The organism is Cupriavidus sp. USMAHM13, assembly GCF_001854285.1.
GTDB classification, from domain to species: domain Bacteria; phylum Pseudomonadota; class Gammaproteobacteria; order Burkholderiales; family Burkholderiaceae; genus Cupriavidus; species Cupriavidus malaysiensis.
On the sequence record NZ_CP017752.1, the window covers coordinates 1,088,391 to 1,113,034 of the forward strand.

Below are 24,644 nucleotides of genomic sequence, written 5' to 3' on the forward strand. Positions count from 1 at the left end.
GCCGGCGCGAGCTGGCGGACGAGGGGCTGCATAGCCTGTTCTGCAGCCCGCCCGCTTCGTACTCAGCCGCGCCGCGCCGTGAGCCATTCGGCCGGCTTCAGCGGCTTGCCGACCACGCGGATCTCGCCGATGTTGCCGAAGAAGCCGTCCGCGCGGCTGCCGTCCCACGAGCCGCCGCCGATGACCCAGGGCATGGCCGCGCCGAGCGTGTCGACACCGGTGGCGTTGCTGGTGTTGCGCAGCACCGGCGCGCCTTCGATGTAGAGCAGCGTCTCCTTGCTGCTGTTGTCGCTGACGATGGCGACGTGCACCCACTTGTCCGCGATGATCTCGCCGGACCAGTTGGTCCTGGCGTCGCGGTTGCCGGCCTGCACCGGCACCACTTCCCACTGGATCTCGCGCAGGCTGGAGACGGCGAACAGCATCGGCGGCGATTCCGGGTCGCCGCCGACGAAGCCCGGCAGGTCGCCGCGCTTGCCGTCGCGGGTCATGATGTTCATCCAGGCGTGCTTGCCGGCGCTCCAGCTCTTGTCGAGCTTGACGAAGGCCTCCACGGTGTAGCCGTTGGCCAGCGTCTCGGCGTTGATGGGCGCGGCGGCATCGGTGAGGAAGTAGCTCAGGCGCGGTGTGTTCTTGTCGGTATTGCGGAACTGCACCGAGCCCGGCGCCGCCGACAGGTGATGGCGGTCGCTGGACCAGACCAGGTCGTCGAGCTGCGCGCCGGCCACGCCGTCGACGTTGAGCGGCGCGCGGCGGACCGGGTTGGCGCCGGCCTGGTCGGCCACCACTTCGCCGACCTTGACGACCTGGCCGTCGGTGCCGCCGAAGAAGCGCCAATGCGCCAGCGTGCCGGCCACGTGCGGATAGTCTTCGCTATCGGCGGCCGGCTTCTGTGCCGCCACGGCCGGGTCGGTGTAGCCCGCCAGCACCAGTGCGCGCGCTTTGTCGACCAGGGAGGTATGGCGCGGCTTGCCGGCCTGGAAGCCCTGGTTGAAGCGCGCGAAGCGCTTGGCGAAGTCCATCCGGATGGTGAACTGCTCATTGGGCGCGGTCAGCACGGCCTGGTCGAAGGCGTTCAGCGTGTCCTTGGGCTTCTGCGGCACCCAGGGCGAGAACGACAGCACCCGGATCTGGTTGTTGCTCAGGTCGAACTCGTACAGCCGCATCAGGCCGTTGCCGCCCTGGTAGGCCATCTGGTAATCGACCACCATCTGCTCCACCGCATTGCCGTAGGCATTGGTCTTGGTCAGGCGCGCGGCACCGTGGTAGTGGCCGTTCAGCGTCATGAAGATCTGGTCGTTGTTCTGGATCAGCTTGTCCCACAGCATGTTCCCGTAGGGCACTTCGAGCGGGCTGACGCCGTCCTTGTCGATATTGAGCAACTGGTGGTTGACCAGGATCGCCGGCAGCGTGGGATGGTCCCGGAGCACCTGGTTGGCCCAGGCCAGCCCCGCGTCGGAGATGCGCCAGGACAGCGACAGCACCAGGAACTGCTGGCCCTCGGCGGTGAACACGTGGTACTCGTGGAAGCCGCTGGGATCGCGCCCGCCGAAAGTGGCCTGCCGCTTCGCGCGCGCGGTGCCGAACCATTGCAGGTAGGGCTCGCGCGACAGGTCGCGCTGCTGGTCGGTGCCGCTGTCCTGGCTGGCGGGGGTGACATAGTCCTGGTCGGAGATCACATCGTGGTTGCCGGCCAGGATGGAGTACGGCACCTTGGCGTTCTCGAGGATCTGCATGGCCGCGTCGGCCACCATCCACTGCGCTTCCTTGCCCTGCTGGTCGACCACGTCGCCCAGGTGGACCAGGAAGGGGATGTTGAGGCCGGCGGCGTTGTCGGCCACCCACTGGGTCTGGGCGCGGAAGGGTTCGCTGCCGAACTTGCGCGAGAACTGGCGGTTCTCGGCCACGGTGGCATAGCGTGCATAGAACTGCGTGTCCGGCAGCACCGCCAGCGCGAAGCTGGAGATCGCCTGCGGCGTTTGTGGTCCCTGCGGCGTGGTGCCGGCACCGCCTGCGGGCGCTGCCGTGGTGGCGTTGTCATCGCCGCCGGCGCAGGCGGCCAGCAGCGCGCTGCCGCCGACCGGCAGCAGGGAGGCGCTCAGCCCGGCCTTGAGCAGGTTGCGGCGGCGCGCGTCGGGCGCGGCGGGGAGGCCTGGCGCGACAGTGCCGTCGACGGCGACGAGGTCGGGACGCTTGGGGGTGGTTTTTTCCATGACTGCAGGTTTCGCGGGTTGGCGCGGAGGCGCCGCGGGGCGCGGTCTCCGCCGGGATCAGGCAAAAATCAGGCAAGAATCAGGCAAGAATCAGGCAAGAATCAGGCAAGAATCAGGCAAGAATCAGGCAAGAATCAGGCAAGAATCAGGCAAGAATCAGGCAAAAAAAGACCCTGGCCAGAGCCAGGGCCAGGCGGCGGCACTGGCATGCCGCCGCAGTCCGCGCACTGCCGCGCGGATCCCGGATCAGGGCGTATCGGTGAATACCTGCGTGCTGTAGTCCGCCACCGGCAGCTTGTTGAGCTGCTTGCTGGTGCCGGGCAGGCCGTCCACATAGGTCAGGAAGGCTTCGGCGTAGTCGAGGCCCACCTCGGTGCGGCGCGCGCCGGTCACGCTCTTCATCGTGGTGTAGCCGTCCTGGCCGTCGGCGAGGAAGTTGATGGTGACCACGCTGTAGGTCTTGGCCGGGTCCAGCGGCACGTAGCCGGAGGCGGTCTTGACCTCGAGCTGGCTCAGGCGCGAGCCGGCCGGCTGGTTCAGGTCTGCGTTCCAGCGCAGGCCACCGGTGTAGGGGTAGGAGCCGGTGTTGTTGGCGACCACCGCCGCGATCGCGTCTTCCAGCGTGGCCTTGACCTCGGCGCCGGTCATCTTGAGCTGCACCAGCGTGTTCTTGAACGGCAGCACGCTGTAGATATTGCCCACGGTGACATTGCCGGCCGGCAGGTCGATGCGCACGCCGCCGCCGTTCTGGATCGAGATGTCGGCATTGAAGAAGGCCTTGCCGCGTTCCAGGAAGGCCTGGGCCACGAGCTGCTGCACGTCGCCGCCGTGGGCGATCACGTTGGCGTCCTTGTTGCAGACGTCGCCCAGCGTCGAGCGGGTGGCATCGCGCTTGCTGCCGGGCACGCGGCGCAGGCACAGGTTGGCCGGCGCCAGCGCGACCACCTTCTGGCCGAGCGCGTCCTTCTCCGTCTTGTAGGTGGCCAGCTTCGCGGCCGCGGCGGCATCGGGCGTGGTCATGCGCAGCACGCCGCTGGCGGCGATGTCCTGGCGGATCAGCGCGGCTTCGGCGTCGCTCACCGGAGTGGCGCCGCGCTTGAAGGTGCTGCCGATCAGCACATGCGGCGTGCCCTGGCAATTGCTGACGTCGCCGTTCTTGTCGAAGTCCACCTTCAGTTCGCCCACCACGTAGCTGTACTGCCAGGCCTGCACCACGCAGACGGGCTTGCCGTCCTTGTCGGTCACGCGCGTGGGGTAGTCTCCCTCCGGCGTCAGGCCCACTGTCTGCATGCGCTCCTTGGGGCCGAGCAGGGTGTGCGAATCGGCGCCGACGATCACGTCCACGCCGCTGAGCTGCTTGGCCAGTGCCAGCTCGCCGGTGTAGCCGACGTGCGAGGCCACCACGATCTTGTTGATGCCCTGGGCGCGCAGGCGGTTGATCTCGGCCTGGGCCGCCACCGCTTCGTTGTCGAAGGTGGTGCCGGCATCGGGACGGGACGAGTTCTTGGTCTTGTCGGCGATGGTCAGGCCGACGATGCCGATCTTCTGGCCGTCGCGCTCCACCACCGTCGAGGCCTTGACCGGGCCGCCGGCCAGTGCCGAACTCGACGCGAACTTGACGTTGGCGCTCAGCACCGGCGTCTTGCAGCTGCCGGCGTGCAGGTAGTTGATGAAGGTCTTGAGGCCGCTGTCGGTGTTGTCGAACTCGTGGTTGCCCAGCGTGAACGAATCGAAACAGACGGTGTTCATCATCTCGGCATCGGCCTTGCCGTTGCTGAGGTTGAAGTACAGGTCGCCGGTCACGGCATCGCCGGCGTGGATCTTCAATACATTGCGCGAGGCGCCGGCCAGCGACTGGATGGCGGCGGTCACGCGGGCGAAGCCGCCGTATTCCACGTCGATGGCCTCGCGCTTGCCGTTGGCGGTCAGCAGGTTGAGCTTGACCGACTCCGGATCGAGGTGGGAGTGGTGGTCGTTGACGTGCAGGATGGTCAGCGACAGCGGCTTGGCCTCGGCGGCCGGCTGCGGCGCGGTGGCCTGCGGGGTGGCCGGCTGGCCGTTGTCATCGCCGCCGCAGGCGGCCAGGGTGAACAGGGTCGAGAGCAGGGCCAGCGAGTAGGCGCCGGCCTGGCGGGGAAGAGTGCGTGTCACGGTCGAATGTGTCTGATATGTGTCTCAATGTATCTTCCGTGATGCAAATGACGTGCTGATGACATGGCACCGGCGATGCCCTGCGGCATCGCCGGCTGCCCGGCGGCCTTCCGCCCCGGGTTCAGGCGTTGAAGCCGCCGTCGATGGTCAGGCTGGCGCCAGTGACGAAGCCCGCCTCCGCGCTGGCCACGTAGGCCACCATGCCGGCGATCTCGTCGGCATGCGCATGGCGCGGCAGCGCCATCAGGCCGTGCAGGGACTCGGCGAAGTCGCCCGTCTGCGGATTCATATCGGTGTCGGTCGGGCCGGGCTGCACGTTGTTGATGGTGATGCCCCTGGGGCCCAGGTCGCGCGCCAGGCCCTGCACCAGGCCTTTCAGCGCCGACTTGCTCATGGCATAGGCGCCGCCGCCGGCGAAGGGCATGCGGTCGGCGTTGCAGCTGCCGATGTTGATGATGCGGCCGCCCTGGCCCATGTGCGGCAGCACCGCCTTGGCGGCGACGAAGACGGCGCGCACGTTCACTTCCAGCGTGCGGTCGAAGTCTTCCAGCGTGAAGCTGTCGAGCGCACCCAGGCGCAGCACGCCGGCGTTGTTGACCAGGATGTCGATGCGGCCGAAGCGCGCGGCGGTGTCGTCGATGGCCTGCGCGAGCGCGGCGGCGTCGCCGGCATCGGCCTGGATGGCCAGCGCGCGGCCGCCCTGCGCTTCGATCTCCGCGGCCAGCGCGCGGGCAGCGGCGCCGGATTCGCGGTAAGTGAAGGCGACGGTGGCGCCGTCGCGCGCCAGGCGGCGCACGATGGCGGCGCCGATGCCGCGGGCGCCGCCGGTGACGAAGGCGATCTTGGCTTGGAAGGGAGTTGACATGATGTGGGCTCCTTGCGGTTGCGGTTGCGGTTTTGGTTGCCGATGAGGTTCCGGCGTGGTTCCGGTGTAGAGCCAGTATGTCCGGCCGATTCCCTGTGCGGTAGGCGATAATCCGGATCATTACTTTCAACTGCTGGTATCAGGCCGGAGCCGGTCCGAACCGGCCTGGCCGGAGCCGCGGTCTACCCATGGAAGCCCTCAACCTGCTCGAGTCCTTCATCCAGTCCGCGCATGCCGGCAGCTTCTCGGAAGCGGCGCGCCGTCTCGGCCTGACGCCGGCCGCGGTCAGCAAGAACGTGGCGCGGCTGGAATCCCAGCTCGGCCTGCGCTTGTTCCAGCGCAGCACGCGCAGCCTGACCCTGACCGAGGGCGGCAGGCAGTTCCTGCAGAGCGTGGGCGAACCGTTCGCCGACCTGCAGGACGCCATCGCCCATGCCGCGCAGCAGGACGGCGAGCCCTCCGGCACGCTGCGCGTCAGCGTGGCGGTGGCTTTCGGGCGCGATTACCTGGTGCCGATGCTGGGCGGCTTCCTGCAGCGCTATCCGGCCATCGTGCCGGACTGGCAGTTCGACAACCGGCCGGCCGACCTGATCCAGGGTGGCTTCGACGCCGCCATCGGCGGCGGCATCGAACTCACGCAGGGGGTGATCGCCCGCCAGCTGGCCCAGGTGCACGGCGTGGTCGCCGCCTCGCCCGCCTACCTGTCGACCCATGCCGCCCCGTCGCATCCCGCCGAGCTGGCACAGCACGACGGCATCGTGCGCCGCTCCGGCTCCACCGGCCGCTTGCGCGCCTGGGTGCTGCACGACCGGGCCGGCCGGCAGGTGCAGGCCGAATGCCGCACACGCCTGGTCTTCGACGACCCGGACGCCATGGCCCACGCGGCCATGCTGGGCTACGGCGTGGCGCTGCTGCCGCTGCCCCATGCCGCGCGCTGGCTGCAGGAAGGCCGCCTGGTGCGGCTGCTGCCGGGCTGGTACACGGACTTCGGTCCGCTGTCGCTCTACTACCCGCACAAGAAGCTGCTGCCGCGCAGCACGCAGGTGTTCATCGAGTACATCGTGCAGGCCTTCCGCGAGCAGCGGCTGGCGGCGCGCTTCGATGCGCGCTGAGTGAGGCAGGCGGCTCGTTTCCGCGCTGGCGAGGCAGGCCGGGCGGAAGGGCGGAGAAGGGGCGGCGGAAGGGCGGCGGAAGGGCGGCCTGACGCCTGCCGCGATGCGTCACATCGCCATCAGGAAAACCCTGAGTACCGGCTATCGATGGCTCGATCGGCCGCCGTTGGCGCGCGCGCGGCCGCTGGCGTCCCGGCCTTCCGCAAGCCTTGCCACGTGGCACGGCTTTCCTAGAGCCTGCATGGCTCTCAGCCGGGTACGACTGTCATGACGGGTATCGAAACCCGGCAATTCTCGGGGATCTGCTCCGGACTTTATGCTCGGCAGGTATGAAAACGGGTGTCCAAAAGTATTGGACGCTCGATCCGGCCGGCGCGTATAAAACCATTCCATGAACCTTCCCCATGCAGCGTGCCCCATGACTCCGATCACCATCGAACGCATCGAAACCCGGCTCGTCGACCTGCCGACGATCCGCCCGCACAAGCTTTCGGTGGCGACCATGCACGGCCAGACGCTGATGCTGGTGACGGTGGTGTGCAGCGACGGCGTGACGGGTATCGGCGAAGGCACCACCATCGCCGGCATGGCGTATGGCCCGGAAAGTCCCGAGGCGATGAAGCTCGCGATCGACACCTACTTCGCGCCGGCCATGATCGGCCGGGACGCGACGCGCATCCAGGCGCTGATGGACTTCGTCGGCAAGCTGGTGAAGGTCAATCACTTCGCCAAGAGCGCGCTCGAGACGGCGCTGCTCGATGCGCATGGCAAGCGGCTGGGCGTGCCGGTGAGCGAACTGCTCGGCGGCCGCCGCCGTGAGCGCCTGCCGGTGGCATGGACGCTGGCCTCCGGAGATACCGCGCGCGATATCGACGAGGCCGAGCGCATGCTGGCGGAGCGCCGGCACAAGGTCTTCAAGCTGAAGATCGGCGCCAAGGCGATCGATGCGGATATCCGCCATGTCGCCGCCATCAAGCAGGCGCTCGGCGAGCGCGCGGCGGTGCGCGTGGACGTGAACATGGCCTGGAGCGAGACGCAGGCGGCGCAGGCGATTCCGGCCCTGGCCGACGCCGGCTGCGAGCTGGTCGAGCAGCCGGTCGCCTCCGCCGCGGCACTGGCGCGCCTGATGCGCCGCTACCCCGTCGCGCTGATGGCCGACGAGATCCTGCAGGGACCGGAGAGTGCCTTCGACATCGCGCGGCACCATGGCGCCGATGTCTTCGCGATCAAGATCGAACAGAACGGCGGGCTCTTCGCCGCGCAGCGCGTCGCCGCGATCGCCGATGCGGCCGGCATCGAGCTGTATGGCGGCACCATGCTCGAAGGGGCGTTCAGCACGGTCGCCTCCGCGCACCTGTTCGCGAGCTTCGCCAACCTGCAGTGGGGCACCGAACTGTTCGGGCCGTTGCTGATCACCGAAGAGATCCTGGCGAAGCCGCTGGACTACAGCGACTTCGAACTGACCGTGCCTGACGGCCCCGGCCTCGGCATCGAGCTGGACGAAGACAAGGTCCGGCGATTCACCCGCGACGGGCTGACCAAGGTGACCCGCTGATCCCGTTCGCGCGCAAGAAGATTCCGGTGACACCGTGGTGTCGCCAGCCGTCGCCGGCCCGCGGCGACGGGCCTTGAGCCGGCGAAAGGCGGCTCGTTCGGGGAGGAGCATGCCCCGAGCCATGTTTTCCCCCAACACAAGTGGAGACACCGACCATGAGCGTCAAAGTATTCGATACCCAGGAAGTGCAGGATCTGCTGAAAGCGGCGTCCAATCTCGGCGGCGACAAGGGCAGCGCCCGCTGCCAGCAGATCGTCCACCGCCTGCTGAGCGACCTGTTCAAGGCCATCGACGATCTCGACATCACGCCCGATGAAGTCTGGGCCGGTGTCAACTACCTGAACAAGCTGGGCCAGGACGGGGAAGCGGCGCTGCTCGCGGCCGGCCTCGGCCTCGAGAAGTACCTCGACATCCGCATGGACGCCGCCGACAAGGCGGCCGGCCTCGATGGCGGCACCCCGCGCACCATCGAGGGCCCGCTGTACGTGGCCGGCGCGCCGGTGCGCGAAGGCGTGTCGCGCATCGACCTCGATGCCGACGCGGACGCGGGCCCGCTCGTCATCCGCGGCACCGTCACCGGCACCGACGGCAAGCCGGTCGCCGGTGCGGTGGTCGAATGCTGGCACGCGAACTCGAAGGGCTTCTATTCGCACTTCGACCCGACCGGCGCGCAGACTGACTTCAACCTGCGCGGCGCGGTCCGCACGGGCGCTGACGGCAAGTACGAATTCCGCACGCTGATGCCGGTGGGCTACGGCTGCCCGCCGCAAGGTGCCACGCAGCAGCTGCTGGACGGCCTCGGCCGGCATGGCAGCCGTCCGGCACACGTGCACTTCTTCGTCACCAGCGAGGCGCACCGCAAGCTGACGACGCAGTTCAACATCGAGGGCGACCCGCTGATCTGGGACGACTTCGCCTACGCCACCCGCGAAGAGCTGATCCCGCACGTGGTCGGCAAGACCGGTGGCACAGCGCTGGGCATGAAGGCCGATGCCTACCAGGACATCGAGTTCGACATCGTCCTGACGCCGCTGCTCGAGGGCAAGGACAACCAGATCGTCCATCGCCTGCGCGCATCCGCAGCGGCCTGACCGCTGCGACCCACCGTATCGCCGCTGGCGCGCGATACGGCCAGGCCGGGCGGCGCGCTGGCGCCGCCGTCCGGATCCCCCCGCGAGAATCATTCGACACCGATGCAGGAACTCCATGCAGGGCTTGGGGTGCGCATAGGAGGAGGAACCATGTCCGCCATCATCGAAAAAGCCAAGCAACTGGAGCATCTGCTGTCTGCCGCCGTGCAGGACGACAGGCAGGCCGGTGTATTCCGCTGCCGCCGCGACATCTTCACCCACCCGGACCTGTTCGAACTGGAGATGAAGCACATCTTCGAGCGCAACTGGGTGTACCTGGCGCATGAGAGCCAGGTCCCGGACAACAACGACTACTACACGACGTGGATCGGCCGGCAGCCGATCGTCATCACGCGCGACAAGACCGGCGAGCTGCACGCGGTCATCAATGCCTGCGCGCACAAGGGCGCGATGCTGTGCCGCCGCAAGCACGGCAACAAGGGCAGCTTCACCTGCCCGTTCCACGGCTGGACCTTCTCCAACACCGGCAAGCTGCTGAAGGTGAAGGACGAGAAGACGACCGAGTATCCGGTGCAGTTCAACACGCACGGCTCGCACGACCTCAAGAAGGTCGCCCGCTTCCAGAATTACCGCGGCTTCCTGTTCGGCAGCCTCAGCGACGACGTGCAGCCGCTCGAGGAATACCTCGGCGAAGCACGCGTGATCATCGACCAGATCGTCGACCAGGCGCCGCAGGGTCTCGAAGTGCTGCGCGGCAGCTCCTCGTATATCTACGAGGGAAACTGGAAGATGCAGATGGAAAACGGTTGCGACGGCTATCACGTCAGCACCGTGCACTGGAACTATGCGGCGACGATGGGGCGGCGCAAGGAAGAGGGCACCAAGGCTGTCGATGCGAACAGCTGGAGCAAGTCGGTCGCCGGCGTCTACGGCTTCGAGCACGGCCACATCCTGCTGTGGACCCGGACGATGAACCCGGAGGTGCGGCCGGTCTACCGGCAACGGGAGGAGATCCGGGCGCGCGTGGGCGAGGTCAGCGCGGAATTCATCGTCAACCAGACGCGCAATCTGTGCCTGTATCCGAACGTGTTCCTGATGGACCAGTTCAGCACGCAGATCCGCGTCGTGCGCCCGCTCAGCGTGGACAAGACGGAAGTCACGATTTTCTGCTTCGCGCCGAAGGGGGAAAGCGAAGCCGACCGCGCCACCCGCATCCGCCAGTACGAGGACTTCTTCAACGTGTCCGGCATGGGCACCGCGGACGACCTCGAAGAGTTCCGGGCCTGCCAGGCCGGCTACGCGGGCACCACGGCGATGTGGAACGACCTGTCGCGCGGTGCCCCGCTGTGGGTCGAGGGGCCGGACGAGAATGCCAGGAAGATGGGGCTGAAGCCGCTCATCTCGGGCGAACGCAGCGAGGACGAAGGGCTGTTCGTGTGCCAGCACGAATACTGGGTGCGGGTCATGCGCAACGCCCTGAAGACGGAACGCGAGGAGGCCTTGTCATGAGCTTCGACTACCGCACCATCTGCGCCGCGCTGTACCGCGAGGCACGCCTGCTCGACGATCGCGAGTGGGACGCATGGCTGGCCTGCTATACCGAGGACGTCACCTACTGGATGCCGGCCTGGGACGACGACGACCGCTTGACCGACGATCACGAGCGCCAGATCTCGCTGATGTACTACCCCGACCGGGGCGGTCTGGAGGATCGCGTGTTCCGCATCAAGACCGAGCGCAGCAGCGCTTCGACGCCGGAGCCGCGCACCGGCCACAACGTCACCAATGTGGAGGTGCTGGCCGAGCGCGGCGACGAGGTCGACGTGCGCTACAACTTCCACACACTCAACCACCGCTACCGGGTCACCGATCACTTCTTCGGCACGATGTTCGTCACGCTGCGCAGGGTCGGCGACGACCTGCTGATCTCGTACAAGAAGATCGTGCTGAAGAACGACTACATCCGCCAGGTGCTCGACGTCTATCACGTCTGACGCCGATCGATTCCGTACTGAAAGGAAATGGAGGAGCTTCCATGTCCAGCTACAACATTGCATTGAACTTCGAGGACGGCGTTACCCGCTTCATCGAATGCAAGGCCGGCGAGAAGGTGCTCGATGCCGCCTTCCGCGCCCGTATCAACCTGCCGATGGATTGCTCCGACGGTGTGTGCGGCACTTGCAAGTGCCGTGCCGAAAGCGGCAGCTATGACCTTGGCGATGACTACATCGACGACGCGCTGAGCGAGGATGAGAAGCACGGCGGCCTGGTGCTGACGTGCCAGATGGTGCCGCACAGCGATTGCGTGATCGCTGTGCCGACCTCATCGACCGCATGCAAGACCGCGCACGGCCGCTTCAGCGCGACGGTGTCGAAGGTCGAGCCGCACCACGATGCGGCGATCGTGCTCGAGCTCGACATGGACGCGGGCGCGCCCGAGTTCCTGCCGGGGCAGTACGTCAACATCGACGTGCCGGGGAGCGGCCAGCACCGTTCGTACTCCTTCTCGTCGGCGCCGGGCGAAGCGAAGGTCAGCTTCCTGATCAAGAAGATCCCCGGCGGCGTGATGAGCACGTGGCTGGAAGCCGCGCAGCCGGGCCAAAAGCTCGATCTGCACGGGCCGCTCGGCAGCTTCTACCTGCGCGACGTGCGCCGGCCGCTGCTGTTCCTTGCCGGCGGCACCGGCCTCGCGCCCTTCCTGTCGATGCTGGAAGTGCTGGCGCGCGCCGGTTCGCAGCAGAAGGTCCACCTGATCTATGGCGTGACGCGGGATCTCGATCTCGTGCAGGTCGGTGCGATCGACGCGTTCGTCGCCAGGCTGCCGAACTTCAGCTACGCGACGGTGGTCGCCGAGGAAGCCTCCCGCCACCCGCGCAAGGGCTGGGTCACGCAGCATATCCCGGCCGACGCACTGAACGACGGCGATGTCGATGTCTACCTGTGCGGGCCGCCGCCGATGGTCGATGCGGTGCGCAAGCACTTCGACGACAACGGCGTGAAGCCGAACAGCTTCCACTACGAGAAGTTCACGCCCAACGCGGCACCCGGCGTGTCTTCCAAGGCGGCTTGATCATGCAGCGCTTTTCAGGCAAGACCATGGTGGTCACCGGAGCGGCCCAGGGCATCGGCCGCGGTGTCGCGCTGCGCGCCGCCGCCGAGGGCGCCTCGGTGCTGTTCGTCGATCGCGCCGAGTTCGTAGCCGACGTGGCGGCCGAGGCGGCCGAGGCCGTCGGCGGGCGCACGGCTGGATTCGTGGCCGACCTCGAAACCTATGAAGGCGCGCGGGCCGCGATGGCATTCGCCGGGCAGCGCTTCGGCGGCATCGACATCCTGATCAATGGCGTCGGCGGTGCGATCCGCATGCGCCCGTTCGCCGAGTTCGAGCCGGCGCAGATCGACGCGGAGGTGCGCCGCTCGCTGATGCCGACGCTGTACAGCTGCCACGCAGTGCTGCCGTACCTGCTTCAGGGCGGCGGCGGGACCATCGTCAACATCTCGTCGAACGCCACGCGCGGGATCCGGCGCGTGCCGTACTCGGCCGCGAAAGGTGGCGTCAACGCGCTCACACAGGCGCTGGCGATGGAGTACGCGGAACACAATATCCGCGTCGTCGCGACCGCGCCGGGCGGCACCCAGGCGCCGCCGCGGCGGATCCCGCGCAATGCCGCCGGCGACAGCGAGCAGGAAAAAGCGTGGATGAACGAGGCCGTGCAGCAGGTGATCGGGTCGACCTTCCTCAAGCGCTACGGCAGCCTCGACGAGCAGGTCGCGCCCATCCTGTTCCTTGCTTCCGACGAGGCCAGCTACATCACCGGCAGCGTGCTGCCAGTCGCGGGCGGCGACACCGGCTGAACGGCGGGCGTGCGGCTTTGGCCGCGCGCTCCGCCACAACGGCGAAGTCGCCGCCGCGGTGGCACTGCAGGCGCGCTCGCGCCGCTGCGGCCGGCCCCGCCCCGCCTACGCTTGCGGCGGCTTGCCGGCGCGGTCGCCGGGCGCCTGGTACTCCATCGCGCCTTCGTCGTAGAGATCGTAGATCAGGCGCAGCATGCGTTCGATGTCCTCGGATTCGTCGAGCATGCGCATGCTCATGATGATCGGCGACACCAGCTTGTCGTCGTCGAGGTCCTTGTAGGCAATGTCGTCGCGTTTCAGGCCGTACACGCTCTTCGGCACGATCGATACACCTTCGCCGGCGGCGACCAGCCCGAGCGCGATCTGCAGTTCACGGGTCTCCAGCACGCGCGAGGGCTTGAGCGCGCGGTCGTGAAAGGCGGCCAGCACCTGGTCCGCATAGCTCGGGCGCGGGGACTTCGGAAAGATGATCAGGGTCTCCTTGAGCAGGTCGCGCAGCGACAGTGCCGCCTTCGCCTCGCACAGCGGATGGCCGAGCGGCAGCGCCACGATCATGCGCTCCTCGCGCAGCACCACGCGGCGGATGCCCGGATCGTCCAGGCGGATGCGCCCGAAGCCGACATCGATGCGGCCCTCCTTGAGCGCCGCGATCTGGTCCATCGTCGACATCTCGTGCAGGCTCAACTCGACCTCGGCATGCAGCTGGCGGTAGCGGCGGATGATCTTCGGCAGCATGCCGTAGAGGGTCGAACCGACGAACCCGACCGACAGGCTCCGCTCGATCTTGCCGACACGGCGCGCCATCGATTCGAGTTCGTCCATCTGCGCCAGCAGCTGCGCCGCGTGCTGGTAGAAGAAGCGCCCGGTCTCGGTCAGCTTCAGCGGGCGCGAATTGCGCTCGAACAGCTGTGCGCCGAGCAACTGCTCGAGCTGCTGGATCTGCCGGCTCAACGGTGGCTGGGCGATATGCAGGCGTTGCGCCGCGCGGGTGAAGCTGCGCTCTTCGGCGACCGCAACGAAATAGCGCAGGTGGCGTAGCTCCATGTTCCTTGCCGTTCAATGGGGACGCGATGCCAGGCCGGCGTGCAGAGCAGTGAGCGGGTGCCGCTGAACCGATTGCCGAATGCCGATTGCCGATCGCCGGCACATTCTACTTGACGATCGGTGGGCGCTGCGGCGGCCTTTCGTGGCCCATCGGACGCAATGTCTCGCCGCGGTCATGTCGGGACCGGTCGGGTCCGTTGCGCGGCAACACCGGCAACGTCGCCGCCTGGCTCCGCCGCCGTCCCTCGCCTCGCCGCCCACTACGCCAGGTGCACGCCGAAGCCGCTGCGCCCCGGCGCGATCTCCTCGCGCAGGGTCAGCGCCGGAATCTCGTAGTCCCCGCCATTCTGCCGCCGGAAGGGAATCGGCTGCGTCTCGAACAGGGTGTCGAGCCGTTCGCCCAGCGCCGCGCTGGCGGCATCGAAGCCGGCCGCGTCGACGCGGCTGCTGCGGTGGATGACGAAGGGCGGCAGCACGTCGAAGCCGGGGTAGAACAGCACGCCGTGCTGGATCGGCAAATAGTCTCACTTCCACCGGGCTCCATCAAGGTCTACAAATTGCCTTGAAACCCGCATGAATACTAGGTTTCTTGCCCATCAAGCTCTGCTGAAGCACACTGAAAGCCGTCTGTTTTTATGTCCAAGTTTATGTCCAAGTTTATGTCCAAGTTTATGTCCAAGTTTATGTCCAAGTTTATGTCCAAGTTTATGTCCAAGTAGCGGTTTTGGCCTGGGCCTTCCTCTACTTGGACATACGGAGGAAGAAGAGGGCACTCACCGACACCGCCCTCAAGGCACTCAAGCCCAGGGACAAGACCTACACCGTTAGCGACGATCGCGGCCTGTACCTGGAGGTATTTCCAACCGGGGGGATGGTCTCGCGCTACCGCTACCGGCTGAACGGCAAGTACGAAAAGCTCACGCTGGGCAAGTACCCGGCATTGACCCTCAAGAACGCCAGGCTCGTGCGCAATGGCGCCTCGCAAATGGCGGCCATTGGCGAGTCTCCCGCGCAGAAGAAACAGCAGGCCAAGGTGGCCGGTCCGGAAGACACCACCCTGAGCCAGTTCGCCGAGCGTTTTTTCAAGGAGATCCAGCAGCGCGACCGCAAGAACAACACGATGCCGCGCCGCTATCTGGACAAGGACATTCTTCCGCACATCGGCATGAAGCCGGTATGTGAACTTACGGCCGAAGACGTTCGGTCAGCTATCTGGCGCAAGAAGGAGCAGGGCTTCGACGCGGCGGCGGGCCAGGTGCGCGGCCTGCTTAAACGCATGCTGGATTACGCGGTGAAATGCGGGCTGATCTCGGCCAATCCAGTCATGGCGCTGCCCATGCGGCACATCTACAAAGCTGTTTCGCGTGAGCGTGCATTGCCCGCCGAGGAAATCAAGCAGTTCCTCCAAGCCGCGCACCTGTCGAACATCCGTCGTCAGTTCAAGATCAGCCTGCAACTCATCCTGATCACCGCCAGGGAAGCCGGCCAGGCGCGGATGCCCGGTACGCCGGCGGAACACAATAGGTAGCGTCCCATTTCAACCGAGGCGGTGCGGGCGGGCGAGCGGGAATGGGAATTGGCCTGGCGCCTATTGTTGGCGCGGGGCCGGTTTGGCCGGCTCCGGTCACGGGGCTAGCCGGTCGGCTCCTGAGGGAGCGAGGTCCGATGGACGTGCGTATTCCGAACAGCCGAATTGAATTTCGTACAAATTGCGGAATTTCGGCATGAATTTTCAGAATCGTCTCTTATCCCCGCCGTCGATCAATGCCCATGCTGGCGTCCAGAGAAGTCCATGTACGTCCATATCTGCTGAGAGCCTGCTGCCAGCCCTGACTTAGCGGCAGCAACCAGGTGCTCAGCCACTTGGAGCATCGATGGCAAGACAATCCGATATGCGCTTCACCTTCAAGGCGGGGGGCATCGAGTTCGATGTGGTCTCGTTCGACCTGGACGAAGGACTGAGCCAGCCGTTCACGCTGTCGGTCGACCTGGCCAGCACCGACCCGTCGATCGATTTCGGGGCGGTGCTCGACCAGCTCGCGCAGCTCACCATCTGGCGCGCTGACCAGCCCGTGCGCTACGTCCACGGCGTGGTCAGTGATTTCGAGCAAGGAGACACCGGCTTTCGCCGCACCCGTTACCGCGCCGTGGTCGAACCCAAGCTCGCGCGTACGGGGTTGTGCGCCGACTGGCGCATTTTCCAGCGGCAGAGCGTGCCCGACATCCTCTCGGCGGTGCTCAAGGAGCACGGGATCACCGACTACGAACAGTTGGTGACCGAGGCGCACCTGCCGCGCGAGTACTGCGTGCAGGCGGGCGACAGCGACCTGCATTTCCTCGCCCGGCTGGCCGCGGAAGAGGGCTTCTACTACGCCTTTGCCTTCGCCGATGCCAGCCACCGTCTGGTGCATGGGGACAATCTCTACATCTTCGGCGCCATCGACGGCGGCCCGGTCGAATACAACGCCACGCCGGGCGGCGACCAGCCCACGCCGGCGCTGCGCCGCTTCCGTTACCGTGAGCGCGTGCGCACCGCGCGGCAGACCCAGCGCGACTACACCTTCAAGCACCCGACCTACAACCAGCAGCATCAACACGACGGCGCGCAGCTCGACCACCAGGGGCAGGACTACGAGGTCTACCAATTCCCCGGGCGCTACAAGGAAGACGCGGCGGGGCAGCCCTTCACCCGCACCCGCCTGCGCGGGCTGCGCGGCGACGCGCGTACCGCCGAAGTGGAAGGCGATGACGCGCGCCTGGTGCCCGGCCTGGCCTTCGACCTCACCGGCCATCCGCGCGCCGACCTCAACCGCGGCTGGCGGCCCCTGCGCATCAGGCACCGCGGCGTGCAGCACACCAGCCAGGCCGAGGAAAGCGCCGACGCGGAGCAGGGCACCCACTACAGCTACACCGCCGAGCTGGTTCCCGATGATGTGGAATGGCGTCCCGCACCCATGGCCAAGCCGCGCATCGATGGCCCGCAGGTCGCCATCGTCGTCGGCCCGCCGGGCGAAGAAATCCACTGCGACGAATGGGGCCGGGTCAAGGTCCAGTTCACCTGGGACCGGCAGGGCAAGTCCGACGAGCACAGCTCCTGCTGGATCCGCGTTTCGCAGAACTGGGCCGGCGCCACCTGGGGGCACATGGCCATCCCGCGTATCGGCCAAGAGGTACTGGTAGGCAACGTCGACGGTGACTGCGACCAGCCTCTGGTGATCGGCAGAACCTACATGGCGCTGCAGCGCCCGCCCTATGAACTGCCCAGGCACAACATCCTCAGCACCATCAAGAGCAAGGAGCACAAGGCCGGGCGCAACAACGAACTGCTGTTCGACGACACCCATGGCGAGATCAGCACCACCCTGCGCAGCGACCAGGGCGCCAGCGCGCTCAACCTGGGCTACCTCGTCCACCCGCGCCCGGGCGGTGGCAAGGCGCGCGGCAAGGGCTTCGAGCTGCGCACCGACGAGCACGGCGCGGTGCGCGCCGGCTCCGGCCTGCTGCTGACCACCGAGCCGCGTCCGCGCGCCAGCGAGCACCACAAGGACCTCAGGGAAACCGCCGCCCGTCTGCACGTGGCCGGCGAGCAGCAGGAGGGCTTCGGCACCCAGGCTCGCGAAGTACAGGCGCAGGAAGCGGGTGACCAGGATGCGGTCGCCAAGGCGCTGCAGAAGCAACACCAGGGCATTGCCGGCAACGGCCCAGGCGACCCGTCCAGCAACAACTTTCCCGAGTTCGCGCAGCCGTACGTCGTCATCGCCAGCCCGGTTGGCATTGCCACCAGCACGCCCGGCTCGACCCATATCGCCAGCGGCGAACACATCGCGCTCAGCAGTACGGAACACATCAGCCTGACCAGCGGCAAGCGTTTGCTCGCCAGCGCCAGCCGTGGCATGCGCCTGTTCGTGCAGAGCCTGGGCTACCGCCTGGTGGCCGTGGCGGGAGACATCGACATCCGGGCGCTGAAGGACAGCATCAACCTGCTGGCCAAGCTCAACATCACGCACACCGCCGAGCGCATCACGCTCAATGCCAAGACCGAGCTGGTCATCAACGGCGGCGGCAGCGCCACGGTGTACAACGCGGGCGGCATCACCCACCAGACCAGCGGGCGCTACACCGGTCATGCGGCCAAGTTCAGCTACACCGGTCCGAAAAACCGCGCGGCCAGTTTCCCGGAGCCGCCCAAACCCAGCCAGGGCAATCTCGAGCTCTTCAATCGTTACGCCAACCAGCGCGGCCTGGCGAACGGCGGCTTCGAGGTCGAGGACGCGCTCGGCAAAGTCTTCAAGGGCACGCTCGATTCAGCGGGGCGCAACGTCGTCTCCGGCGTAGCACCAGGGCCGGCAAAGATTCGTTTTGGGCTGGACCCGGCTAACCCTTGGGAGGAAGCCAGCTATGTCGGCGTGCCCAAGTGGCCTGCGAATCCGCCGAGTGGCAGCGCCAGCCAGGTCCAGTCCCTTGTCGCTGGCGCCATGCCGTCACAGGCCATGGGCGCCGCGCCGGTGCCAGCCATGGCGAAGTCCCTGAGCGCTGGCGCCACGCCGGTGCCGGCATCGGGCCCCGGCCGCTGGGTCACCACGGACAACGACTACCACGGCATCAAGAACACCGGGGTCATGTTCATCAATCGCCTGACCTCCATGGGTGACGAAGGGCGCCTGTTCGGCTCCGACGGCAAGGACTACATGAACACCACGCGCGACAAGATCCAGAAGTGGAAGCCGCTCCCCGCGGATGCCGACCCGTGGCTCAAGGACAACTCGGCCGTCCATGCCTACGGCGAGACCCGGAAGATCAAGCAACGCTATCATCGCGGCGCGCCAGCGTGGCCCCCGACGCTGGTACGGCATAGCGCGGCCAATCCAGGGCCCACATCAGATTCCCAATGGGAGGTGCCGTCGTGACGCGTCGCCTCTACCTGTTCTGGGGCGGGCTGGATCTGCTCTATCTGATCCGCCTGTTCTGGCTCAACCTCGCCATCGGACGCGTTCCGCTGTACGACGACATTCAGGCATTCGGGCAATTGCACGAGCAGGGCGGCTATGCGGCCGTCTGGTTCGGCCTGTCCCTGCTGCTCACCGTGTCCATCGCTGTGTCGGCCTGCCTGTTTCTGCGGGGCAGCCGCTACGCGCGGCCGCTGGCCTATGCCCAGGTACCGCTGCGCCTGCTCTTGGCGGTGCCATCTCTGTCATTCATTCCATGGCTCTTGCACGCGGGCGAGGGGGCGAGCCTGCCGCTCAACCTCGGGCTGCTGCTGCTATCCGAGCTACTGAAGGTCATCACCCTGCGTCGGCACGGGCGCGCGAAAGGGCCTGCCGCCCCCGCTGCGTAGCGCTGCGCCCAATACCGCCCCATTCATCACCGAGCACGGCCGTGGTCATGCCGTGCAAGCCAACCTACACCACGAGTAACGTATGGCAACCCCGAACCCGCAGGAACAGCAACGCGCCCCCCAGGTGGCGGTCGCGCCGCTGAACACCATCGATGCGCGCGACGTCAACCGTGGCGCCCAAGAATTCGACCAATGGCTGCGCAAGGTCAGCGATGGCGTGGTCACCCTCGACCGCATCCGCACCGTGGCGGGGTCGCTGCCGGTGGTCGGCAACATCATCGCCCTGGTCGACAGCCTGGGCGACATCGTCACCCTGTCGCAGGCCAAGGAGCGCCGACTGCTCGACTGGGTCAGCCTGGGCATCAACCTCATCGGCGTGCTGCCGGCGCCGCCGACCATGGCGGCGGCGCGCATGAGCCTGCGCCCGACTCTGTTCCTGGTGCGCCAGGAACTGAAGCTGACCGGCAAGTCGTTGCTCGGCGATGCTCTCATCAACGTGCTGGTGGCCCACCTCAACGCCAGCATCGTGGGCGAGATCGACACGTTTGCCAAGGAGGCGCAGGGCAAGCTCAACGGCATCCTCAAGGATGCTGGCGATTGGGGCGGCAAGGCGATTGTTGACATCGCCGGCGGTCTCGAAGCGCTCGCCACAGGCAAGCTCAACGCCTCCGGCGACGCCAAGGCAGCGGCCGAGCAAATGCGTGCCGCTGGCGATCAGTTGCTGCATGACCCCAAGGCCAGCATCAGCAACTTCCTCGGCGCCGTGTGGGGCGTCTATAAAGCCGCTGGCAAGGCCGCCGCCAACGTGGCCGCCAAGGCCCTGCTCGACGAGCGCCAACGCGAACTGGTGCTTCGCAACACCCAGGCGCTACGCAACTTCGCGCCGGAGCTCAAGAGCCAGGTCGCCGGCCTGGGCGACGAGAAAGTGGCCAACAGCATCGGCTATCTGCTCGCCTCCCTGGTCACCGCCTTGGCGCGCTGGCGTGCGCGCGGTGCCGCCGGCCAGAGCGCCAACGTCAAGCCCAAGACCACGAGCAAGGGGGAGAGACAGGGCTCGGAAGGCATGATGGAGGCCCAAACCAGGCAGCACCCCACTACGAAGGACCCCAATCCGCTCAAGGAAGGCTGTACGTGCGCCAAGACCGAGCGCAGCATCAGCTTCGCCATGGGCAGCGAGACGCTCAGCCATACCGACTTCTCGCTTCCCGGGCCTTTCCCCATCGACTGGACGCGTACCTACCGCTCCAGCCTGGGGGCCTACGATGCAGGAGAATTGGGTGCGCGCTGGATCACCCCGTACACCACGCGCTTCGATGTGGTTGGCGAGGGGCTGCGCTACCACGGCGCCGATGGCCGCAGCCACGACTACCCGCTGCCCAGGGTGGGCGAAGCGCACGATGACCGTATCGAAGACCTCACGCTGATCCGGACCGGCGAAAACAGCTTGGCGCTGTGCCGTGGCTTCGAGCGCCGCGAAACTTACCAGCGCCATGGCGACCGCTATCTGCTCACGCGCATCGAACTGCGCGGCGGCGCCGGCCTGCTGCTCGGCTACGACCACCGCGTGGGGGAGCGCGTGGTGCTCTCCGACCTCGTCACCTACCAGGACGACCCGAGCCAGCCGCACACCCACCTGGGTACCGACGTGGACGCGCACGGCCGCATCATCGGCCTGTGGCTGATGGGCGAGGACGAGCCCCAGCGCCGCCTCAGCCTCTACCGCTACGACGAGGCGGGCGACCTCACCATCGCCCAGGATGAGAACGCGCAAGTCTGGACCTACGCCTACCAGCACCACCTGATCACCCGCTACACCGACCGCACCGGCCGGGGCATGAACCTCGAATGGCAGGGCGAAGGCCCCGATGCCCGCGCCGTGCACGAGTGGGCCGACGACGGCAGCTTCGACACCCGGCTGGAATGGGACGAGAGCATCCGCCTCACCTACGTCACCGACGCGCATGGCGAGGAGACCTGGTACTACTGCGACATCCTCGGCTACACCTACCGCATCATCCACCCGGACAAACGCTCCGAGTGGTTCTTCCGCGACGATGCCAAGAACGTCATCCGCCATGTCCACCCCGATGGCAGCGAAGACCGCTACGCCTACGATGAGGTCGGCAACCTGCTCGAACACATCCGGGCCGATGGCACGGTGGTGCACTACGCGTGGGATACGAAGAACCAGCTCATCAAGATCAGTGATGCCGAGGGCGGCCTCTGGCTGCGCGACTACGACACGCGCGGCCGGCTCACGGAGGCCATCGACCCGCTGGGCAACAAGACCGAGTACGTCTACAACCTGATGGGCCTGCCCATCGGCATCACCGATGCCAGCGGCAAGACCAAGCAGCTCGAGTACAACGCCAACGGCCAGCTCACCCGCTACGTGGACTGCTCGGCCAAGGCCAGCGCCTGGGCCTACGACGAGCGCGGCCAGATCGTCCAGTTCACCGACGCGGCGGGCAACGTCACCCGCTACCGCTACGAGGTCGGCCAGCTCGCCGCCATCCGCCACCCGGACAACAGCGAAGAACACTTCGAGCGCGATGCCGAAGGCCGCCTGCTGACCCACGTCGACGCACTGGGGCGGCGCACCGAATGGAACTACACCGAGGCCGGGCTGCTCGCCAGCCGCGTCGACGCGGCCGGCCAGCACTTGCGCTACCAGTGGGACAAGCTCGGCCAGCTCACCGCACTGCGCAACGAGAACGGCCGCGACGCGGAGTTCCACTATGACCCGGTGGGCCGCCTGCTCGCCGAAACCGGCTTCGATGGCGCCACCACTCGATACGAGTACGAGGAAGAAACCGGCAAGCTGGCGCGCGCCGTGGACGGCCAGCGCATCACGGCCTACACCTTTGATCCGATGGGGCGTTTGGCAGAACGCCGCGCGGCGCTGCAAACCGGCGATGCCGAACCGGGCGAGCGGGACTGGCAGGTGGAAACCTTCGCCTACGACGGCAACGGCAACCTCGCGTTGGCGACCAACGCCCACAGCCGCCTGCAATGGTTCCACGACGAGGCCGGCAACCTCGTGCGCGAGCACCAGCACTACACCCGCCTCGGCAAGCCGCTGGTTGGCGTGTGGCAGCACGAATACGACGCGCTCAACCAGCGCACGGCCACCGTGCGCCCGGACGGGCACCGGGTAAGCTGGCTCACCTACGGCAGCGGCCACCTGCTGGCGCTGCAGCTCGACGAGCGCGAACTCGTCAGCTACGAGCGCGACGACCTGCACCGCGAAATCGTCCGCACCCAGGGCAACCGCCTGCTACAGACGCAGCAGTGGGACACCATGGGTAGGCTGAGCGAGCAGGTGCTGGCCCACGAGGCCAAGGGCCCGCACGGGCAGACCGGTGGCGGCAGCCGCATGTTGGTACGCCGCTACCGCTACGACGCCAGCGGCCAGCTCACCGATATCAACGACACGCGGCGGGGCCAACTGGCCTACCGCTACGACCCGGTGGGCCGGCTGCTGGAAGCACAAAGCCGCCTGGGGCATGAAACCTTCGCGTTCGACCCGGCGAGCAACCTGATCGACCCGGCCGAACAGCGCGAGGCGGAGCGCCAGCGCATGCCGCGCATCAAGGCGCTGGACAACCTGCTCAAGCAGTACGCCGGTACCCACTACCAGTACGATGCGCGGGGCAACCTCAGCAAGCGCTGGAACAACGGACGGGAAAGTCGTTTCACCTGGGACCTGTTCGACCGCCTGACGCACTACGAAGACGAGCGCCTGCAGGCAGACTACAGCTATGACGCCCTCGGCCGGCGCCTGACGAAGTACAGCAAGGCCCACTACGAAGAACGCCGCGAGGCGGGGCCGCATTGGAACCGCAGCGAGCGCGTCAAGCGCAACCGCGAACTGCAATGCGGCTTCACGCTGTACGGCTGGGACGGTGACACGCTGGCGTGGGAAAGCAAGATCGCCGACGAGGACGGCTTCGGCGCGCGCACCACGCACTACGTCTACGAGCCGGGCAGCTTCGTGCCGGTGGCGCAGGCGGTGCGGCAGGACGCCATCGAACTGCTCGACCAACCGGAGTACGGTGACTACTACCGGCAGGATGAGGACCCGCTGTGGCTGCCGCCACCGCCTGCGCCGGCCATCGACAGCCTGGCCTGGTATCAGTGCGACCACCTGGGCACGCCGCAGGAGTTGACGGACGAGCAGAGTGAGATCGCGTGGGCCGCCGAGTATCGCGCGTGGGGCGTGGCGCAGGAGGCCATTCGGAAAGCGTCGGGCAAGGCATCCGTAGCCAACCCCATCCGCTTCCAGGGGCAGTACCATGATCACGAAACGGGGCTGCACTATAACCGGCATCGGTATTACGATCCGGCATCGGGGCGTTTCGTGTCGAAGGACCCGATCGGGCTCGCAGGCGGGATCAACGTCTTCCAGTACGCGCCGAACCCAGTGGGCTGGATCGACCCGTTAGGGCTTTCTGCTGCAACCGATTTGCCTCGGATGAAAGGGCGAAGCGTGCCGCGTGTGAGATCAGTGCTGAATGATGCGGGCTTTGCCAAAACGAAAGACAATGGCGTGAACGAGACTTGGAAGCATGCGGACGGATCGGAGGCCCGGGTTCATAAATACGGAAACAAGTGCCCCTGTCCATATAAATCGGGAAATAACGCGCATGTCCACAAAGAAGATCCTGCTGGGAATCAACTTAATGATCGAGGACTGGTGTCACTAGATCCAAATGAAACACACATTGGTATCCGTAATCCTGCTGATCTACCAGCTGTTCGTGGGAGGCCACACGGATCATGAGCTACGAATATAGATTGGTGTTTGACAACGCTGCTTCAGCGCAGCATGTCATGGACTCGTTGAAGTCGAGTGACGCATGCGTCAAGGCGCAGGCGCTGGAAGTTTGTCTGAAGGATTGGGCGCTACAGACATTGGCTGAATATGATGCTAGGTTGACTCAAGAGAGCGATCGATCGCTATGGTTGGAAGTTAATTTTAGGTCGCTGAATTTATGCAGTCTGGTGCAAGGAGCGTTGAGCGGCAGGGTTGTTAGATGTTTCGAAGATGGGGATTGGGACGATGAAGTAACGTTGAAGGAAGCGTTTCGCATCAAGACAAACAACTAAATGACAAGGGCCGCGTGAGCAGTCCTTGTTGTTAGGGAGGTCGGCGGCAATTCGAGATGATGGCGGTCTGCCGAAAGGTGTGGTTGAAGGAGAGGTCGACGCCATTTCCGGATTTGAATCCGAAGAGTTCGACATGTGTACGACTTGCCACCCAATCTGCTCTGGCTAACCGTCGTGCAATGTCGAGATGCCTTACTACGCAAGGCTCAACGACGTGTCATTCACCGCGCGATACCAGTATGACGACGAGTGCTATCTGCATCGCAATAGGAGATTGTGACGGCTGAAAAGTCAGGTCGAGGGTAGCGGCAAGTAGA

General features: G+C 66.3%; 16 protein-coding genes and 1 pseudogene. 12 read left to right on the plus strand and 5 right to left on the minus strand.

Annotation, left to right across the window (positions count from 1 at the left end; all coding sequences use genetic code 11):
- Positions 1-62: 62 nt before the first annotated feature.
- The 3 genes from BKK81_RS23175 to BKK81_RS23185 all read right to left on the minus strand — a co-directional run bounded on the left by BKK81_RS23175 (position 63) and on the right by BKK81_RS23185 (position 5,229).
- Complete coding sequence (locus BKK81_RS23175; protein ID WP_083384373.1) at positions 63-2,213, minus strand: LamG-like jellyroll fold domain-containing protein; 2,151 nt, start codon at positions 2,211-2,213, stop codon at positions 63-65.
- Between the two features lie 246 nt (positions 2,214-2,459).
- The gene (locus tag BKK81_RS23180; protein ID WP_071018051.1) at positions 2,460-4,364 is read right to left on the minus strand and encodes a bifunctional metallophosphatase/5'-nucleotidase; all 1,905 of its coding nucleotides are present in this window, start codon (positions 4,362-4,364) and stop codon (positions 2,460-2,462) included.
- Positions 4,365-4,485: 121 nt separating this feature from the next.
- Positions 4,486-5,229, minus strand: a complete 744-nt coding sequence (locus BKK81_RS23185) for an SDR family oxidoreductase (protein WP_071018053.1) — start codon at positions 5,227-5,229, stop codon at positions 4,486-4,488.
- 188 nt (positions 5,230-5,417) lie between these two features.
- Here BKK81_RS23185 and BKK81_RS23190 point away from each other — a divergent pair, with 188 nt between their 5' ends.
- The 7 genes from BKK81_RS23190 (at position 5,418) to benD (ending at position 12,839) form a co-directional block, all read left to right on the plus strand.
- On the plus strand, positions 5,418-6,341 hold the full coding sequence (locus BKK81_RS23190; protein WP_071018055.1) for a LysR family transcriptional regulator: 924 nt from the start codon (positions 5,418-5,420) through the stop codon (positions 6,339-6,341).
- 418 nt (positions 6,342-6,759) lie between these two features.
- Complete coding sequence (locus BKK81_RS23195) at positions 6,760-7,896, plus strand: muconate/chloromuconate family cycloisomerase (protein ID WP_071018057.1); 1,137 nt, start codon at positions 6,760-6,762, stop codon at positions 7,894-7,896.
- Positions 7,897-8,051: 155 nt separating this feature from the next.
- Positions 8,052-8,987: a catechol 1,2-dioxygenase gene (catA, locus tag BKK81_RS23200; RefSeq protein WP_071018059.1), complete on the plus strand. Its 936-nt coding sequence runs from the start codon at positions 8,052-8,054 to the stop codon at positions 8,985-8,987.
- Positions 8,988-9,137: 150 nt separating this feature from the next.
- A complete protein-coding gene (locus BKK81_RS23205; RefSeq protein ID WP_071018061.1) occupies positions 9,138-10,496 on the plus strand; it encodes a Rieske 2Fe-2S domain-containing protein in 1,359 nt (452 codons plus the stop codon).
- A complete protein-coding gene (benB, locus tag BKK81_RS23210; protein ID WP_071018062.1) occupies positions 10,493-10,981 on the plus strand; it encodes a benzoate 1,2-dioxygenase small subunit in 489 nt (162 codons plus the stop codon). Before BKK81_RS23205 ends, benB begins: the two co-directional genes overlap by 4 nt.
- 41 nt (positions 10,982-11,022) lie before the next feature.
- Positions 11,023-12,057, plus strand: a complete 1,035-nt coding sequence (gene benC, locus BKK81_RS23215; protein WP_071018064.1) for a benzoate 1,2-dioxygenase electron transfer component BenC — start codon at positions 11,023-11,025, stop codon at positions 12,055-12,057.
- 2 nt (positions 12,058-12,059) lie between these two features.
- Complete coding sequence (benD, locus tag BKK81_RS23220; protein WP_071018065.1) at positions 12,060-12,839, plus strand: benzoate diol dehydrogenase BenD; 780 nt, start codon at positions 12,060-12,062, stop codon at positions 12,837-12,839.
- 105 nt (positions 12,840-12,944) lie between these two features.
- Here the strand turns inward: benD and BKK81_RS23225 are convergent, their stop codons facing one another.
- Positions 12,945-13,883, minus strand: coding sequence for a LysR family transcriptional regulator (locus BKK81_RS23225; RefSeq protein WP_071018067.1), 939 nt, complete (start codon positions 13,881-13,883; stop codon positions 12,945-12,947).
- A 260-nt stretch (positions 13,884-14,143) separates the two neighbouring features.
- Positions 14,144-14,398, minus strand: a pseudogene (locus tag BKK81_RS23230) (NAD(P)H-dependent oxidoreductase); the annotation flags it as partial.
- Positions 14,399-14,607: 209 nt separating this feature from the next.
- Between BKK81_RS23230 and BKK81_RS23235 the strand changes: the two are divergent.
- From BKK81_RS23235 to BKK81_RS34590, 5 genes are all read left to right on the plus strand, one after another.
- Positions 14,608-15,411, plus strand: a complete 804-nt coding sequence (locus tag BKK81_RS23235; protein ID WP_231908202.1) for a tyrosine-type recombinase/integrase — start codon at positions 14,608-14,610, stop codon at positions 15,409-15,411.
- 346 nt (positions 15,412-15,757) lie between these two features.
- A complete protein-coding gene (locus tag BKK81_RS36120) occupies positions 15,758-18,790 on the plus strand; it encodes a type VI secretion system Vgr family protein (protein WP_083384374.1) in 3,033 nt (1,010 codons plus the stop codon).
- Positions 18,787-19,218, plus strand: coding sequence for a hypothetical protein (locus BKK81_RS23245; RefSeq protein ID WP_197524046.1), 432 nt, complete (start codon positions 18,787-18,789; stop codon positions 19,216-19,218). The genes BKK81_RS36120 and BKK81_RS23245 overlap by 4 nt, the downstream gene beginning before the upstream one ends.
- A gap of 82 nt (positions 19,219-19,300) precedes the next feature.
- On the plus strand, positions 19,301-24,001 hold the full coding sequence (locus BKK81_RS23250) for an RHS repeat-associated core domain-containing protein (RefSeq protein WP_071018073.1): 4,701 nt from the start codon (positions 19,301-19,303) through the stop codon (positions 23,999-24,001).
- A complete protein-coding gene (locus BKK81_RS34590) occupies positions 23,998-24,327 on the plus strand; it encodes a hypothetical protein (protein ID WP_083384375.1) in 330 nt (109 codons plus the stop codon). The genes BKK81_RS23250 and BKK81_RS34590 overlap by 4 nt, the downstream gene beginning before the upstream one ends.
- The last annotated feature ends 317 nt before the right edge of the window (positions 24,328-24,644 follow it).

Excerpts from the sequence above, each read along its gene's own strand:
- BKK81_RS23175 (WP_083384373.1), bottom strand. The coding sequence starts at position 2,213 with ATGGAAAAAACCACCCCCAAGCGTCCCGACCTCGTCGCCGTCGACGGC.
- BKK81_RS23185 (WP_071018053.1), bottom strand. The coding sequence starts at position 5,229 with ATGTCAACTCCCTTCCAAGCCAAGATCGCCTTCGTCACCGGCGGCGCC.
- BKK81_RS23190 (WP_071018055.1), top strand. The coding sequence starts at position 5,418 with ATGGAAGCCCTCAACCTGCTCGAGTCCTTCATCCAGTCCGCGCATGCC.
- BKK81_RS23195 (WP_071018057.1), top strand. The coding sequence starts at position 6,760 with ATGACTCCGATCACCATCGAACGCATCGAAACCCGGCTCGTCGACCTG.
- catA (WP_071018059.1), top strand. The coding sequence starts at position 8,052 with ATGAGCGTCAAAGTATTCGATACCCAGGAAGTGCAGGATCTGCTGAAA.
- BKK81_RS23205 (WP_071018061.1), top strand. The coding sequence starts at position 9,138 with ATGTCCGCCATCATCGAAAAAGCCAAGCAACTGGAGCATCTGCTGTCT.
- benB (WP_071018062.1), top strand. The coding sequence starts at position 10,493 with ATGAGCTTCGACTACCGCACCATCTGCGCCGCGCTGTACCGCGAGGCA.
- benC (WP_071018064.1), top strand. The coding sequence starts at position 11,023 with ATGTCCAGCTACAACATTGCATTGAACTTCGAGGACGGCGTTACCCGC.
- benD (WP_071018065.1), top strand. The coding sequence starts at position 12,060 with ATGCAGCGCTTTTCAGGCAAGACCATGGTGGTCACCGGAGCGGCCCAG.
- BKK81_RS23225 (WP_071018067.1), bottom strand. The coding sequence starts at position 13,883 with ATGGAGCTACGCCACCTGCGCTATTTCGTTGCGGTCGCCGAAGAGCGC.
- BKK81_RS36120 (WP_083384374.1), top strand. The coding sequence starts at position 15,758 with ATGGCAAGACAATCCGATATGCGCTTCACCTTCAAGGCGGGGGGCATC.
- BKK81_RS23250 (WP_071018073.1), top strand. The coding sequence starts at position 19,301 with ATGGCAACCCCGAACCCGCAGGAACAGCAACGCGCCCCCCAGGTGGCG.
- BKK81_RS34590 (WP_083384375.1), top strand. The coding sequence starts at position 23,998 with ATGAGCTACGAATATAGATTGGTGTTTGACAACGCTGCTTCAGCGCAG.